We start from the raw sequence: 14913 nt of genomic DNA, 5'->3' as shown, positions 1-14913 counted from the left end.
AGACGGCCATTCCGGCTACGACCACCTGAACTGTGCTTACGCTGAGCAAATGAGCGACTTCCGTCGGTATGCGGCTGAGTTCCTCGGCACCCTGCTGCTGGTCTTCTTCGGAGTGGGTAGCGCCGTCGCCGCGCGGGTTCAGGGCGGTGTGGTGGTGGTGGCCCTGGCCTTCGGTTTCGTGATGCTCGCCCTGGTCTACACGATCGGCCCGCTCTCCGGCAGCCACGTCAACCCTGCGGTGACGCTTGGTGTGCTGCTCTCCGGAAAGATCTCGGTGATCGGTGCGTTGGCGTACTGGATCGCGCAGTTCCTCGGCGCGACCGTGGCCGCCTTCGTGCTCTGGGCGCTGACCCGCTGGGGTGACCTCGCGGACCAGACCGGGTCACTGGGCACAAACGGTTACGGCGCGCACATCAACCGGGGTGGCGCAGCCGTGCTGGAGATCGTCCTGACCTTCCTCTTCGTGCTGGTCGTCCTGGTGGTGACCAGCCGTAGCGAGAATCCGGGCACCGCCGGGGTGGCCATCGGGTTGGCCCTCGCCGCGACCCAACTGGTGGGCGTGACGCTGACCGGCGCCGCGGTCAACCCGGCCCGCGCGTTCGGCCCGGCAGTGTTCGAGGGCGGTGTGGCCCTGCGGCAGCTCTGGGTGTTCATCGTCTTCCCGCTGCTCGGCGGGGCGCTCGCCGCACTGGTCGCACCATCGATCATGGGGGCGCAACGGCACTACTGGGGCGGGCACGACAAGTCCGTCGGCCGGCCGTCGTAGCACCGGCGGCAATAACCTTCGCCTGAGCCCCTTCTCCGGCGAATATCTTCGTGGCAGCATCAGCGCATGCATCGTCGTCACTTTCCCCGGGCCCTCGCGCTGCTCGCGCTGGTCGCCACCGCGGCCACCGCCGGCGCGCCCGGTGCCACCGCCGAGTCGCCCACCCCCGCGACGACCCGACTGCACGCCACCCTCGACACGATCCTCGCCGACACCCGGCTTGCTGGCGCGCAGGCGTCGGTGGTCGTGGTCGACACCAGCACGGGCCAGACGCTCTACGACCGCAACGGTGACCGCCGGCTGATCCCCGCCTCCAACACCAAGCTGCTGACCTCGACGTCGGCCCTTGAGCTGCTGGGCCCGGGGCACCGCTTCAGCACCGACGTACGAGCCAGCGGCAAGCGCCGCGCGGGCCTGCTCTCCGGCAACCTCTACCTCCGCGGCGGGGGTGACCCGACCATGCTCGCCGCCGACTACGACGCGCTCGCCGCGCAGGTCGCCGCCGACGGCGTACGAGTGGTCGCCGGCAACCTGGTCGCCGACGACACCCGCTACGACCGTACCCGGCTCGGCCCGGACTGGACCTGGGACGACGAGCCCTACTACTACGCCGCGCAGGTCTCCGCGCTGACCGTGGCGCCGGACACCGACTACGACGCGGGCACCGTGATCGTGCACGCCGCCCCGGCCGACCGGGCCGGCGCCCCACCGGTGGTCAGCACCACCCCACCCACCGGGTACGTCCGCATCGACAACCGTGCCAAGACGGTCACCGAGGGCGAGACCTCGATCTCGATCGAGCGCGAACACGGCGGCAACACCGTCGTGGTGACCGGCCAGATCGCCGTCGGCGACGAGCCCGCCAGCGACTGGGTGACCGTCTGGGAGCCCACCGGCTACGCGGCCGACGTGTTCCGGGCGGCGCTGCACCGGCACGGCGTCCGGGTGCTCGGCCGGACCATGCTCGGTCAGCCCACCCCTGAGACGGCCCAGCCGGTGGCGCGGCACGAGTCGATGAGCCTGGGCGAGTTGATGACGCCGTTCCTCAAACTCTCCAACAACGGGCACGCCGAGGTGTTGACCAAGGAGATCGGCCGGGTGCTATCCGGCTCGGGCACCTGGACGGCCGGACTGACCGCGATCAGCGAGTACGTCGCCGACACCGGAATGGACACCGGAAAGCTGCGCCAGCGCGACGGCTCGGGATTGTCCCGGCGCAATCTGATCCCGGCGGCGGAGTTCGTCGATTTGCTGAGCGCCGTCCGCGCCGAACCGTGGTTCGCCACCTGGTACGCGGCGTTGCCGATCGCCGGGCAACCCGAGCGGTTCGTCGGCGGCACCCTGCGCAGCCGGATGGCCGGCACTGCGGCGGCGGGCAACGTGCACGCCAAGACCGGCAGTCTGACCGGGGTTTCCGGGCTGTCCGGCTACGTCACCAGCGCGGACGGCAGGCTGCTGGCGTTCTCGATCCTGCTGAACAACTACCTGACGGCGTCGGTCAAGTCGTTGGAGGACCAGATCGCCGTGGCGCTGGCCGGATACCGCGAGGGCGGTGCGGCCACGGCACGGGTGGCACCGCCAGCGGTGCCCGAGACGCCCCGGACTCCGGAGGGCGTCGAGTGCTCCTGGGTCAAGCCGATCACCTGCTGAGCATCGGCCGGGAGGCGTTGGTGCGCCTCCCGGCCGGGCGCACGCTCAGGCCGGAAGGTCCGGTGGGGGGACCACCGCCGTCGGGTCGCCGCGCTCGATGAGCGCGGCGATCTCGGCGGCCCGCAGCCCGCGCAGTGTCAGCACCCGGGTGCCCCAGCGGTGCAGGCGGCACGGGTGCGGGCTGGCATCGTTGCGGCAGACCACTCCCCCGGACCACCGTCGGGGGGCGTGCACCACCACCGCCCGTACCGCGAACTGGGTGTCCTCGCCCGTCACGTACGGCGGCAGGGGGATGTCGCGGAGCACCTCCCGGACGCTTCACCGGCGCTGGAGGAAGCGGCGCGACGGACGCGGGCGGCACTGCTGGTCATCTCCGCTACCTCCACACTGGACGGTTCGATGGGGACAGCAGAAAGTTACGACGTCCTCGACCGTACGCGACGGACAAACTGTCCCGCTGTGCGAACGCGCAGCGGTCGGGCGGTCAGCGCACCGCCACGGCCTGGAGGCCGACGTTGCCGCAATGCTGGGTGAAGACCTTCTCGACTGTCCAGGTCAGCAGCAGTCGGGCGCCCTTCGGCAGCTTGAACCGGATGGTGAACTGAGCGCTCTGACTGGTGTACGGGTCCTCCAGCAGCGCGGTGCTGGTGGGCCCGCCGGTGGACAGCCGCGCCTCCAGCCGCCCCCGGGCCATCCAGATGCCGCCGTAGAGCTGGACGGTGCGCAGTTCGCCGCTGCCGGCGACGGCGAGGGTGAACCCGTTGCCGGCGCCGCAGGTGTAGACGCCGTTCGAGCTGCCGCTCACCGACCGCTCCGACGAGCCGTCGGACCAACGGACGTACTCCTGGTTGCCGTCCCAGCCGACCCGGGCGCCGGCGCCACCCCCGTCGACGATCTCCCCGGAACCGGAGCGCTTGCGGACCGTCGAGGTGCCGCCGCGCTCCCCCCAGTGCATCCAGTCCCGGGTGCCCATGGCGGTCAGGTCGACCTCGGCGGGCATCTCCCCCCGGCTCATCGACAACACCGGCGACTCGGGCGACGCCGGCGACGCCGGCGGTGGGGCGGGTGCGCTGGCCGACGGTGTCGGGTCGGGCGAGGGTGGGCGCAGGCGCGGACGCAACCCGGGCAACGCCGGCCCCGCCTCGCCGGTGCGCCCACCCGCGGCCGGAGGACCGCTGGGACGGGCGGCCCCGGCGGCCACGCCGCCCTGCCGGCCCGCCTGGTCGTCGCCGGGCTCCGGATCGGACCGGGTGCTGAGGTACGAGATCAACACCACCAGGCAGGCGAGTACGGCGAATCCCTCCACCGCCCAACGCCGCCGCTGCCGGGCACGGGCGACCCGGCGCAGCGCGCGGCTGCTCTGCCCGTCGGTGACGGCGCGCGGGTGGCACCTCGCCGGTCCGTCGGGCGGCTCGTCCCCAGCCCGCGAATCAGCCCGCGTGCGGTCTTCGTCCGCCACCCACCCCTCCAACTCCACCACCCGGCCGCCATCGACCGTCGCGGATCACACCGTCCATTGTGGGCCGTTTCACATTCGCACCGGCGTGGACGCCACGCTAGATCCGGACTGCCGGGTGTGTCCAGCCCGCAACCGGACGGTATCGGACAGCCTGGCCCGCTCGGGCGGGGACGTCGGTGGACCGGGAACGCCTCTCGCGTCAGCCGATCCGGAAGCCGAGCACCTGCGCGATGACCACGGCCTGCTCGATGTCGATGATGGCACCGGCCCGCTCGACGGCCGTCGGGTCGAGAGCGGTCAGATCGCTGCCGCGCAGGTCGGCGCCCCCGAGCCGGACGTTGAGCAGTTGCGCGCCGGAGAGATCGACGCCGGTGACCGTGGAACCGGTCAGATTGGCCCTCGTCAGGTCCGCCTCGCGCATCCGCACCCCGGTCAGCCGGACCCCCCGCAGGTCGGCGCCGGGCAGCGCGACGAAGGACCAGTCACCGCCGTCCACCGCCAACGGACGCAGGTCGCATTCGACGAAGGTGCTGCCGACCAGCTTGCAGCCGGTGAACTCGGCCTCGAAGAAGTTGCACCGCCGGAAGACGCAGCGGGTGAAGGCCGAGTCGACGTGCCGGGAGGCGTTGAACTGAACGTTGCCGAACGTGCACCCGGTGAAGACCGCTCCCCGGCTCACCGCCTCGGTCAGGTCCACGTCGAAGAACTCGCAGCCCACGAAGTGCCGATCGGTCAGCTCCTCGCCGTACCAGTCCTCGTTGCGAAAGGTCACGTCCTCGGTCAACTCCGGCATCCGGCCAGGCTAGCGCCGGCCACCGACGGCCGGTCCATGACGGCCCCCTTCCGAGATCGGCGTGCCGCCGAGTAGGTTCGGCGACGTGAGTGTGGCTCGGAGCAAGGACCCGGATCAGATCGGTTTCGACCCGGCGCGACTGGCGCGGATCGACGAGCACTTCGGCCGGTACGTCGACGACGGCCGGCTGGCCGGCTGGCAGGTGGTGGTCACCCGTCGCGGCGAGGTGGCGCACTCCTCGACGTATGGGCTGCGGGACCGGGAGTCGGGCGCCCCGGTCGAGGCCGACACGCTCTGGCGGATCTACTCGATGACCAAGCCGGTCACCTCGGTCGCGGCGATGATGCTGTGGGAGGAGGGCCGGTTCGAGCTGACCGACGAGATCAGCCGCTGGCTGCCGGAGTTCGCCGACCTGCGGGTCTACTCCAAGGGGTCGGCGCTCAAGCCGTACACGGTGCCGGCGATCGAGCCGATCCGGGTCTGGCACCTGCTCACCCACACCGCCGGCCTGACGTACGGCTTCATGCAGACCTCGGTGGTCGACGGGCTCTACCGGGCCGCCGGCTACGACCTGTACCCACCGGCGGACGTCGACCTGGCCAGCGCCTGCGCGGCCTTCGGCGAGCTGCCGCTGCTGTTCCAGCCCGGCACCGCCTGGGGCTACTCCGTCGCCACCGACGTGCTCGGCCGGCTCGTCGAGGTGGTCTCGGGGCAGAGCCTCGACGCGTTCCTCGCCGAGCGGATCTTCGGCCCGCTGGGCATGACCGACACCCGTTGGTGGGTGGAGGGCGACGAGGCCGAGCGGCTGGCCGCGCTCTACGTACCGGAGCCGCGCAGCGGCCGGGCCGTCCGCTACGACAGACTCGGCGCGCTCGCATTCAGCAAGCCCGCCCTGCTCTCCGGTGGCGGAGGCCTGATCTCCAGCGCCGCCGACTACCACCGCTTCACCCAGTTGCTGTTGCGCGGCGGTGAGCTGGACGGGGTCCGCCTGCTCGGGCCGCGCACGGTGCGGTTCATGGCCCGCAACCACCTGCCCGGTGGCCAGGACCTGGGCACCCTGTCCACCGGCGGCTTCGCCGAGACGACCCTGGACGGGATCGGCTTCGGCCTCGGTTTCGCGGTGGTCGACGACCCGATCCCCAGCCGGGTGCCGAGCAGCGTCGGCGAGTACTACTGGGGTGGGGTGGCGAGCACCGCGTTCTGGGTGGACCCGGCCGAGGAGATCACGACACTCCTGTTCACCCAGCTGATGCCGTCGAGCACGTACCCGCTGCGTTCCCAGCTGCGCCAACTCGTCTACGCCGCCCTGGTCGACTGACCTCGGGTCCGCCACCCGTGCCGGCACCGCGGCTCAAGCGGTCAGTCGGCGAGGCGGGCTGGGAAGCCACCGGTGGCGATCGGACCCCAGGCGTCGATCGTGACGCGGATCAGCGACTTGCCCTGGCGCACCATCGCCGCCCGGTAGTCGTCCCAGTCCGGGTGCTCGCCGGAGATGCTGCGGAAATACTCGACCAGCGGCTCCACCGCCTCGGGCAGGTCGAGCACCTCGGCGGTGCCGTCGATCTGCACCCAGGGGCCGTTCCAGTCGTCGCTGAGCACGCACGCCGAGACCCGGGGGTCGCGGCGGATGTTGGTCACCTTGGCCCGCTCGGGGTAGGTGGAGACGACCAACCGACCCTGCCCGTCGATGCCGGCGGAGACCGGGGAGGACTGCGGGCGACCGTCGGCCCGCGTGGTCATCAGCAGGACGCGGTGTCGCGGCCGGAGGAAGTCGAGCAGGCTGTCCCGGTCGACCCGGGTGTTCCGTGCGATGCTGGGCGCCATCACTCGTTCCTACCAGGTTGGTGGCGAAGCGGCGGCGGCGGGTGTCAGCGGGGCCGGGCCTCCGAGCGGTGCACCGCCTGGGCGGGCACCCGGGGGCGGACGGGCGGGCGCCAGGCCCGGCCGTTGGCGTAGATCACCCGAAAGCCGAGGTACGACGCGAGCGGCGCCCAGTGGGCCGAGCCCATCCGCAGCTCGGCGGCATTGTGTCGCTGGCCGTTGGCGAGCACGTCGAGGAGGACGGTTTCGAAGGCCGCCGACTCGACCCAGTCGACTTCTCGGGTAAAACCGCAGATCAGAGCGGCTCCGGTGACCTCCAGGAACTCGCGCAGCACCGCGTCCGGGGCCCGCAGCACCGAGCAGCTGCCGAAATAGAGTCGGCGGCCCTCGCAGCGGCCGGCCATCAGCTCGGACACCTCGCTCAACTCCACAGATTGCCAGTCGGTGAGGCAGAGACGGCTCGGCTCGCCGTGCATGGCGAAGAAGCCGACCCGGTGGTCGGCGTACTGCTTGAGCAGCCAGCGGTCCAGGAAATAGAACAACTCGTCGCGGGTGGCCGCGTCCTTGTGGATGAAACGGATCTTGCCCAGCCGCTCCAGCAGCTCCAGGGTGGGCAGCACGGAACCCCGCTCGTTGAGGTCGCGGTGCCACTGACCCTCGACACAGAAGACGCCACCGCGTGCCACGTGCACCTCCGCCAGTCCGCCGCCCGGGGCTGACGTTACCGGCTGCCCGTGGCCGGGGAACATCACCCTCGGTGTCGGCGATTGCGACGTTCGGTGCGGTTGGCCGCAGGAGAGGGGATCTGCGGTAAATGGCTGTTTCGCAAATCAGCCGAATTCCCAGGCAATACCCAGGGACCACGGATTGTGAGGACGATTCTTGTTAATCCCCTCCAACCGCACCGATCAGTGCCAGGGTGGAAATCGCGGGACTTCTCGGTCGATGTCCCGGAGCCACCCCATTCGCTCTCCTATCGGGAGGACTTCTGTGCGCGTAAACACCTTGAAGCGTGCTGCCGTCGCATTCGCCCTGGCGCTGCCCGGGGCAGCGATCGCCACGTTGGTCGCCGCACCAGCGGCGCACGCGGACGGCTGCTACACCTGGAACCGCAACCTGACCCAGGGCCGCTCGGGCGACGACGTCCGCCAGTTGCAGATCCGGGTCGCTGGTTGGGCGGGCAACCGGAACATCGTGGAGAACGACGGCCGCTACGGCCCGAAGACCGCCGCCGCGGTCAAGCGGTTCCAACAGGCGTACGGGCTGCGCGCCGACGGTATCGCCGGCCCGCAGACCTACGCCAAGCTGTACCAACTCCAGGACAACGACTGCACGCCCGCGCACTTCAGCTACAACGAACTGGACAATGGGTGCGGCGGGAGTGGGTGGAGCGGCGGCCCGGTGTCGGCGGCCCAGACCAAGCAGAACGCGCTGCGCACCATGTGGAAGCTGGAGGCGCTGCGCAAGAGCCTCGGCGACAAACCGCTCAACGTGTCCAGTGGGTTCCGCAGCCGCGCCTGCAACAACCAGGTCGGCGGCGCATCCGACAGCCAGCACCTGTACGGCAACGCGGCCGACGTCACCTCGCGGACGTCGTCGCTGTGCCAGGTCGCCCGCGGCGCCCGTAACAACGGCTTCAGCGGGATCTACGGGCCGGGCTACCCCGACCACGACGATCACGTGCACGTCGACTCGCGGCGGGAGAACAACAGCGACCGCAGCTCGAACACGACGAGCTGGTCCGCGCCGGACTGCGGGATCGGCGCCGGCAACGACTGAATCGGTCGGTCAGAGCGACGTCGGCCCGACGCGGAGGGGAATCTTCGCGTCGGGCCGACGTTGTGTCGCCCCGGGTGGGGTGGGCGGAGGGGTAGCGCGCTCAGCTCGCCCGGGGCCAGCGCGGCGCGGTGACGGGGGGAGTCACCGGCCGGCCAGCAGCGGTGGGCCGTACCCCGGAGGGGGCGACCCGTGCGGCCGGGTGCCGTGACGGCCCGGTCGCCGTGAACGGGAAGGGCACGTGGACGAACGGGTTGCCGTGCCGGATCAACGCCTCGATCTGCCGCTCGTTGAGCCCGTGTGTCTCCAACACCCGTCGCCCCCAGCGGTGCAGGCGGCACGGGTAGGAGGCACCGTCGTTGCGGCACAGCGGCCCGGTGGGCCACTCCTCGGCGGTGTGCACGACCACCGCCCGGACCGCGAGCCGAACATCTTCCGGGGTCAGAGGTGTCGGCATTGGCACCTCACCCAGTACCTGATCGATGGGATCCGTCGACTGCTCACCAACTCGCACGGCAGGCCTCCCGCAGCTCGGCAGCGGTACGGCGGACCTACCGCACCGACATCCTCGGCCATTGGTACGGCCGACACCGGACGAAAGTTCAATTCCGGTACGCGGTAAGCAAATCCTCCGGAGACAGCACGCGTACCCCGTCGACGGCACTGCCGCTGCGCGACACGGCAAGGACGGGAACCGATTCGTCGGCGCCGGGCAACTGGGACCGGTGCAGGAGCAGTCGGCCCAGGTCATGAGCATCGAAGGGCCGATTCTCCTGCCACTTGATCGACCCGACGAAGCTGATGCGTCGAGCGACGGGCTCACGGTCGGCGCCAACTATGTCGATCTCCGGGTCGTTGGTCCGCGTCCAGAAGCCGCCGATCACCGCCGCTTCCGCAGGCAGATGGTCTCCGGGAAGCCGGCGCAGCGCCTCCCGGATGACAGGTTCGATGACCCGGCCCCGCCAGGACGCCCACGACGTGACGATCCGGTCCAGGGTCAGGTCGCCTCGGCCTCGCTCAATCTCGGGAAGGTGGGGTCCGAGGAACGACAGCCAGAACCGCAGGTACGGATCGGCCACCACGTAGCGAGTTTCCCGCGACGGCTTGACCGACAGCGGAAGGATGGCCTCCACCGTCCGCTTCTGCGTCAGCAGGCGCAGGGCGCGACTCAGCGATGCCTGTGGAAGATCCCCCGCAGCACGGGAGATCAGCGAGAAGGTCCGCTCACCTGAGCCGATCGCTCGGAGCACCAGCCCCGCCTGGGACTGAGGCGGGAACTCGGCCGCCAAGGCACGCTCGCCGCTGACCAGCAGAGCCGAGGTCGGATCCCGTACCGCGTCGATCAGATACTCGTGTACCGATGCACCAGTTGGCCACTCGTCGAGGATCAATGGCAGGCCGCCGGACACCAGGTAGGCGTCGAACGCGTCGGCGGCAGACAGGTCGAGCATGTCGCGGACGTCGGCGGGGCTCAACGGCGGGATGATCATTTCCGTGGCCCGCTGGTGGAACGGCCGGCCGTAGTCGTTCAGGGACTCCATCATCGCCAGGTCCGATCCGACACAGATCAGCAGGACCGGTCGTCGGGACAGCTCACGATCGAAGATCTTCTGCAGCGTTCCCTCGAAGCCCGGGTCGCTCGCGATGAGGTACGGCATTTCGTCAAGGACGACGACACTCGGCCGGTCGGTCGGCAGCGCGGCGACGAGCAGAGTGAGAGCGGCGTCCCAGGTTCGTGGTTGTTGCTCAAGCAGAAGCTGCGCCCCCGGCAGCGTGGACCCGGCCGCCGCCTCCACGAAGAGGGCGAGGTCGGCAGCGACGGCCGGCTGCGCAGAGGCGGTGAAGAAGAGGTGCGGCACCTCCGCCCGCTCGACGAACTCCTCCACGAGTCGCGACTTGCCGACACGTCGGCGACCGCGCATGAGCAGGGCACGACCAGGCCGACCAGCCCGTCCACCGCGTTCGACCCTGGAGAGCATGCCGTTCAGCAGCGACAGCTCACGATCTCGCCCCACGAAGCCGTCCATGCCGCCACCCCTGATAGTTCCATTTTTGGAACACTCAGCGGTGAGTGTATCAATCGTTTGCCAAGGATGAGGCTGTCGGCGGGCCGCGCTCCACTCAGACGAGGCCGGCGTCGTGCACGAGCAGGGCCACCTGGACCCTGTTGTTGAGATCGAGCCGGGTCAGCAGCCGAGAGACGTACGCCTTCACCGTCGCCACGCTCATGAACAACTGCCCCGCGATCTCCGCGTTGGTGTGGCCCCGCCCCAGGGCGACCGCCACCTGCCGCTCACGCTCACTGAGCCCGGTGAGCAGCCGCAGCGCCCGCTCCCGGCGCGGATCGGGGCCGACCGGGCCGGGGGTGGCGGCGGTCACGTGGGCGATCAGCTTCCGGGTCACCGTCGGGGAGAGCGTCGCCTCCCCGGCCGCCACCCGGCGCACGGCGTGCACGATCTCCGCCGGCGGGGTGTCCTTGAGCAGGAAGCCAGCCGCCCCGGCGCGTAGCGCCCGCAGCACCTGCTCGTCGGCGTCGAAGGTGGTCAGCACCAGCACCTCCGGTGGTCGCGGCTGGGCACGCAGCGCCTCGGTGGCGGTCAGCCCGTCCACCCTCGGCATTCGGATGTCCATCAGCACGACGTCCGGGGCGTACGCGGCGACCGCGGCCGGCACCTCGCCGCCATCGGCCGCCTCGCCGACCACGATCAGGTCCGACAGGCCGCCGAGGATCATCGAGAGCCCGGCCCGCACCAGCGCGTCGTCGTCCACGATCAGCACCCGCACCGGCGGCGCGGCCGGCTCGGCCCCGCCGGAAGGCCCGGTCACGCCGGCCACGGCAGCCAGGCGGCCAGACGGAAGTCGCCGGCGTCGTCCCGGCCATAGGCGAGCCGGCCGCCGGCCAGCGTGACCCGCTCGCTGATCCCGACCAGGCCGGTGCCGGCACCCGGCAGTGTGCCGCCGGTCGGTGCACCGACGGGCCACCGGTTGCCGATCGCCACGGTCAGCCCGGTGCCCGGCCCGCCGGCCACGTCCACGGTGACCGCCGCGCCGGCCGCGTGCTTGCGGGCGTTGGTCAGCCCCTCCTGCACGATCCGGTACGCGGCCCGGCCCAGCGCCGCCGGCAGCTCCCCCGGGCTGGCGACGCTGTCGCTGACGTTCACCCGCACCCCGGCCGACCGCGACTCGGCGATCAGGGCCGGCAGGTCCGCGAGGGTGGGCTGTGGGGGCTCCGGGGCACCGCCGTCGCCCTCGGCCCGGAGCACCCCGATCACCTCCCGCAGGTCCTGGAGGGCGGCGTGCGCGCTGCCCCGGATCACCCCGGCCGCTCGGGCCACCTCGTCCGGGGGCGCGTCCGGGCGGAATTCCAACGCGCCGGCGTGCAGGCTGAGCAGGGAGATCCGGTGGGCCAGCACGTCGTGCATCTCCCGGGCGATCCGGGTGCGTTCGAGGTGGCGGGCCTGGGTGACACGGAGCTGCTGCTCGGCCTCGGCCCGCTCGGCCCGATCCCGCAGCGACACGATCAACTGCCGCCGGGCCCGCACGAACATCCCCCAGGCCAGCACCGCGAAAGTGATCATGACGCCCCAGGCCACGGTGGCCCAGTACGACCAGTTCGGGTCCGGACGCGTCCAACTGAAGACCAGGTTGGTGAGGAGACCGGCACCGGTGACCGCCACAGCGACGGCGGTCCGCCGATGCACCACGACAGTGAAATAGAAGATCAACAGCGGGATGGAGGCGGCCATCGAGAACAGGTTCAACGGCAGGGTCGCCACCACCAACCCGAGCGGCCACCGCCGACGCAGCCAGAGCAGCCCGCAGCAGGCCAGCCCGATCAGCGCGTCCACGACGACCATCCAGTCGTGCGGCAGCGGGACCGACGACGCCGGGTTGGGCGACAGGGCGTCCGCCGTGGCGAACAGCACCCAGAGCAGCCCGAGCAGGAACGCGAGGCTGTCCACCACCCAGTCGCGGGTGGTGCGGCGCGGACGCGGACGGTCAGGCTCGGCCGGCACCACCAGCTCCCCTGGCAGCAGCCAGGGGTGCTCGGGGACGGCGATGCTGGTCACGAGGCCATGCTAGGCAGCCGACCGGCGCCACGACCAGCTACCAAAGTCGAGACCCAACGGTCGACCACGGTCGGTGCGGTGCCGACCGGTGGCCGCAGCGGATGGCCGGGCGGCGCGGGCAGGCTCTACGACATGATCACCGTGGAGAACCTCACCAAGCGATACGGGCCACACCCGGCCGTGGACGACGTGTCGTTCCAGTGCGAGCCGGGCACCGTCACCGGCTTCCTCGGCCCCAACGGCGCCGGCAAGTCCACCACCATGCGGATGATCTGCGGGCTCACCGCACCGACCGCCGGACACGCCACCATCGCGGGGCGCTCCTACCGGGAGCTGCCCAACCCGGGGCGGGAGGTCGGGGTCCTGCTGGACGCCTCCGCCCAGCACGCCGGGCGCACCGGCCGCGAGGCGTTGACGCTGTCCGCGTACACCATGGGGTTGGACCGGCGCGAGGTCACCGCGAAGCTCGACCTGGTCGGGTTGAACGCGGTGGCCGCCAAGCGGCGGGTGAAGGCGTACTCGTTGGGCATGCGCCAGCGGCTCGGCCTGGCGCATGCGCTGCTCGGTGACCCCCGGGTGCTGATCCTCGACGAGCCGGCGAACGGCCTGGACCCGGAGGGGATCTTCTGGATGCGCGGCCTGCTGCGCGACTTCGCCGACCGGGGCGGCACGGTGCTGCTCTCCTCCCACCTGCTGCGCGAGGTGGAGGCGGTCGCGGACCGGCTGGTGGTGATCGGGGGCGGCCGGATCGTGGCCCAGGGCGACAAGAACGAGCTGCTCGCGGCTGGCGGCACGGTGGTCCGGGCCCGCGACGGCGCGGCGCTGCGCCGGGCGCTGGACGCGGCCAACCTGACCGCCGCCGACAGCACCGACGGCCTGCTGGTGCAGGCCGACGCCGAGGTGGTCGGCCAGGCCGCCGCCGATGCGGGCGTCGCGCTCGCCGAGTTGCGCCCCGCCGACGGCGGCGGCCTCGAACAGCTCTTCCTCACCCTGACCGCCGGCGAATCCACCAAGGAGGCCGTTCGATGACCACCACCACCGCGCCCGCCGTCGCGCCCCGACAGCACACTCCGGTACGCCGCCCGTCGCTGCTTCGACTCACCGTCGTTGAGCTGCGCAAGCTCGTCGACACCCGGGCCGGCCGCTGGCTGCTGATCACCATCGGTCTGGTCGCCGCCGCGATCGTCACCATCCAGTTGATCTACGCGAAGGATGCCGAGCAGACCTTCGTCAACTTCTTCACTCCCTCGCTGCTGCCGGTCGGGGTGCTGCTGCCGGTGCTCGGCATCCTGTCGATCACCAGCGAGTGGTCCCAGCGCACCGCCCTCACCACGTACGCGCTGGTGCCCCGCCGGGAGCGGGTGGTGACCGCGAAGCTGATCGCCGTGGTGCTCACCTCGCTCGCCTCGGTGCTGGCCAGCCTGGCCGTCGCCGCCGTCGGCACGCTGGTGGCGTCCGCCAGCGGAGGCGCGGGCACCTGGCAGATCGACGCGTCGTTGATCCTGAACGCGGGAATCCTCCAGGTCACCAGCGTGCTGATGGGTGCCGCCTTCGGTCTCCTGCTGCTCAACCCGCCGTTGGCCATCGTCGGCTACCTGCTGCTGCCCACCCTCTGGGGGGTGCTCGGCGAGTTGGTCCGGCCCCTGAACGGTCCGGCCAGATGGCTGGACACGAGCCGGACCATGGAACCGTTGTTCAGCAGCGACACCATCACCGGCGAACAGTGGGGGCGGATGGCGGTGTCCCTGCTGGTCTGGATGGTCCTCCCGCTGGCCGTCGGCCTGTTCCGGACGCTCCGCCGGGAGGTGTCCTGACCATGGACGTCGCCGACAACCGGCCGCGCACCGTGGTCAGCGGTGGCCCTCTGGAGCTGGTGATCATGTGGGGCGGCTTCCCGCTGCTCGGCGCGGGCGCCGGATGGCTCCTCGCGGCGACGACGGGCTGGCTCGCCCGGCTGCCCTGGGTGCCGTTCGGAGGCCTGATCGAGTGGCTGGACCGGCTACCCGAGCCGCAGGCCACCGCCGGCACGGCCGCGGTGGGCGTCCTGGCCGGCCTGGTCATCGCCGGGATCGGCACCGCCGAACGACTGATCGTCACCGTCGACGCGGCGCAGGTCCAGCTGCGCCGCTCCGATCAGAACCGGACCGTCGCACGGGTCGACACCCGGGTGGTCTTCCTCGCCGACGGGCATCTGGTGCTGCTCGACGGCGACGGCGCGGAACTGGTCCGGGAGTCGACGGACCTACCCGCCGACCGGCTGGCTGCGGCGTTCCGCACGCACGGCTGGGGGTGGGCGGACGACGACCCGCACCGGTCGGCGTACCGGCTGTGGGTGCCCGAGCTGCCCGGCCTGCCCGCCGGGGCGAACGCCCTGCTGCAGGCCCGCGAGCGGGCGGTCCGGAAGGATCGCCGCGACGACGCGCGGGAGCTGCGCCGGGAGTTGGGCCTGCTCGGGGTGGTGCTGCGCGACGAGGAGAAGCGGCAGTACTGGCGGCTGAACGGGCGCGCCGTCACGCCCGGGCAGCAGGAGACGACTTCTGGCGAGCGCGGGCCGGATGGGCGGTAGCGTCTGTCCCAG

16 protein-coding genes are annotated in these 14913 nt (G+C 71.4%); 7 read left to right on the top strand and 9 right to left on the bottom strand.

Going from position 1 to position 14913, the window contains the following annotated elements; all coding sequences use genetic code 11:
- Nucleotides 1–49: 49 nt before the first annotated feature.
- Entirely contained in the window at nucleotides 50–766 is a 717-nt protein-coding gene (locus ABZT18_RS27065) for an aquaporin (RefSeq protein WP_354996320.1), read from the top strand.
- Between the two features lie 66 nt (nucleotides 767–832).
- Nucleotides 833–2416: a D-alanyl-D-alanine carboxypeptidase/D-alanyl-D-alanine-endopeptidase gene (dacB, locus tag ABZT18_RS27060; RefSeq protein WP_354996319.1), complete on the top strand. Its 1584-nt coding sequence runs from the start codon at nucleotides 833–835 to the stop codon at nucleotides 2414–2416.
- Nucleotides 2417–2461: 45 nt separating this feature from the next.
- On the opposite strand, the gene ABZT18_RS27055 is transcribed toward dacB, so the two are convergent.
- From ABZT18_RS27055 to ABZT18_RS27045, 3 genes are all read right to left on the bottom strand, one after another.
- On the bottom strand, nucleotides 2462–2722 hold the full coding sequence (locus ABZT18_RS27055) for a hypothetical protein (RefSeq protein ID WP_355252820.1): 261 nt from the start codon (nucleotides 2720–2722) through the stop codon (nucleotides 2462–2464).
- Nucleotides 2723–2900: 178 nt separating this feature from the next.
- On the bottom strand, nucleotides 2901–3875 hold the full coding sequence (locus ABZT18_RS27050) for a hypothetical protein (protein ID WP_354996317.1): 975 nt from the start codon (nucleotides 3873–3875) through the stop codon (nucleotides 2901–2903).
- A 199-nt stretch (nucleotides 3876–4074) separates the two neighbouring features.
- On the bottom strand, nucleotides 4075–4668 hold the full coding sequence (locus tag ABZT18_RS27045; RefSeq protein ID WP_354996316.1) for a pentapeptide repeat-containing protein: 594 nt from the start codon (nucleotides 4666–4668) through the stop codon (nucleotides 4075–4077).
- Between the two features lie 85 nt (nucleotides 4669–4753).
- Here ABZT18_RS27045 and ABZT18_RS27040 point away from each other — a divergent pair, with 85 nt between their 5' ends.
- Nucleotides 4754–5986: a serine hydrolase domain-containing protein gene (locus ABZT18_RS27040; protein ID WP_354996315.1), complete on the top strand. Its 1233-nt coding sequence runs from the start codon at nucleotides 4754–4756 to the stop codon at nucleotides 5984–5986.
- Nucleotides 5987–6027: 41 nt separating this feature from the next.
- On the opposite strand, the gene ABZT18_RS27035 is transcribed toward ABZT18_RS27040, so the two are convergent.
- Together ABZT18_RS27035 and ABZT18_RS27030 are read right to left on the bottom strand one after the other, a co-directional pair.
- On the bottom strand, nucleotides 6028–6492 hold the full coding sequence (locus ABZT18_RS27035) for a PPOX class F420-dependent oxidoreductase (RefSeq protein WP_354996314.1): 465 nt from the start codon (nucleotides 6490–6492) through the stop codon (nucleotides 6028–6030).
- Nucleotides 6493–6536: 44 nt separating this feature from the next.
- Complete coding sequence (locus ABZT18_RS27030; RefSeq protein WP_354996313.1) at nucleotides 6537–7175, bottom strand: hypothetical protein; 639 nt, start codon at nucleotides 7173–7175, stop codon at nucleotides 6537–6539.
- Between the two features lie 304 nt (nucleotides 7176–7479).
- Here ABZT18_RS27030 and ABZT18_RS27025 point away from each other — a divergent pair, with 304 nt between their 5' ends.
- Nucleotides 7480–8268, top strand: coding sequence for a D-Ala-D-Ala carboxypeptidase family metallohydrolase (locus tag ABZT18_RS27025; protein ID WP_354996312.1), 789 nt, complete (start codon nucleotides 7480–7482; stop codon nucleotides 8266–8268).
- Between the two features lie 100 nt (nucleotides 8269–8368).
- Here the strand turns inward: ABZT18_RS27025 and ABZT18_RS27020 are convergent, their stop codons facing one another.
- The 4 genes from ABZT18_RS27020 to ABZT18_RS27005 form a co-directional block, all read right to left on the bottom strand.
- Nucleotides 8369–8722 (bottom strand): hypothetical protein, encoded by a 354-nt coding sequence (locus ABZT18_RS27020; RefSeq protein ID WP_354996311.1) that lies wholly within the window; start codon nucleotides 8720–8722, stop codon nucleotides 8369–8371.
- 145 nt (nucleotides 8723–8867) lie between these two features.
- Nucleotides 8868–10292 carry a DUF234 domain-containing protein gene (locus ABZT18_RS27015; protein WP_354996310.1) on the bottom strand — a complete coding sequence of 475 codons (1425 nt, stop codon included), beginning with the start codon at nucleotides 10290–10292 and terminating at the stop codon, nucleotides 8868–8870.
- Nucleotides 10293–10386: 94 nt separating this feature from the next.
- Nucleotides 10387–11100 (bottom strand): response regulator transcription factor, encoded by a 714-nt coding sequence (locus tag ABZT18_RS27010; protein ID WP_354996309.1) that lies wholly within the window; start codon nucleotides 11098–11100, stop codon nucleotides 10387–10389.
- Nucleotides 11088–12335 carry a histidine kinase gene (locus ABZT18_RS27005; RefSeq protein ID WP_354996308.1) on the bottom strand — a complete coding sequence of 416 codons (1248 nt, stop codon included), beginning with the start codon at nucleotides 12333–12335 and terminating at the stop codon, nucleotides 11088–11090. The genes ABZT18_RS27010 and ABZT18_RS27005 overlap by 13 nt, the downstream gene beginning before the upstream one ends.
- A 132-nt stretch (nucleotides 12336–12467) precedes the next feature.
- Between ABZT18_RS27005 and ABZT18_RS27000 the strand changes: the two genes are divergently transcribed.
- From ABZT18_RS27000 to ABZT18_RS26990, 3 genes are read left to right on the top strand one after another with little or no spacing between them, the layout of a single operon-like run.
- Entirely contained in the window at nucleotides 12468–13364 is an 897-nt protein-coding gene (locus ABZT18_RS27000; protein WP_354996377.1) for an ATP-binding cassette domain-containing protein, read from the top strand.
- A complete protein-coding gene (locus tag ABZT18_RS26995; RefSeq protein WP_354996307.1) occupies nucleotides 13361–14149 on the top strand; it encodes an ABC transporter permease in 789 nt (262 codons plus the stop codon). Before ABZT18_RS27000 ends, ABZT18_RS26995 begins: the two co-directional genes overlap by 4 nt.
- A 2-nt stretch (nucleotides 14150–14151) precedes the next feature.
- Nucleotides 14152–14901, top strand: a complete 750-nt coding sequence (locus tag ABZT18_RS26990; protein ID WP_354996306.1) for a hypothetical protein — start codon at nucleotides 14152–14154, stop codon at nucleotides 14899–14901.
- Nucleotides 14902–14913: the final 12 nt, after the last annotated feature.

The organism is Micromonospora sp. NPDC005291 (assembly GCF_040607415.1).
Lineage (GTDB): Bacteria > Actinomycetota > Actinomycetes > Mycobacteriales > Micromonosporaceae > Micromonospora.
Note: the sequence above shows the minus strand (reverse complement) of the source record. Positions and strands in the feature narration are given on the sequence as shown.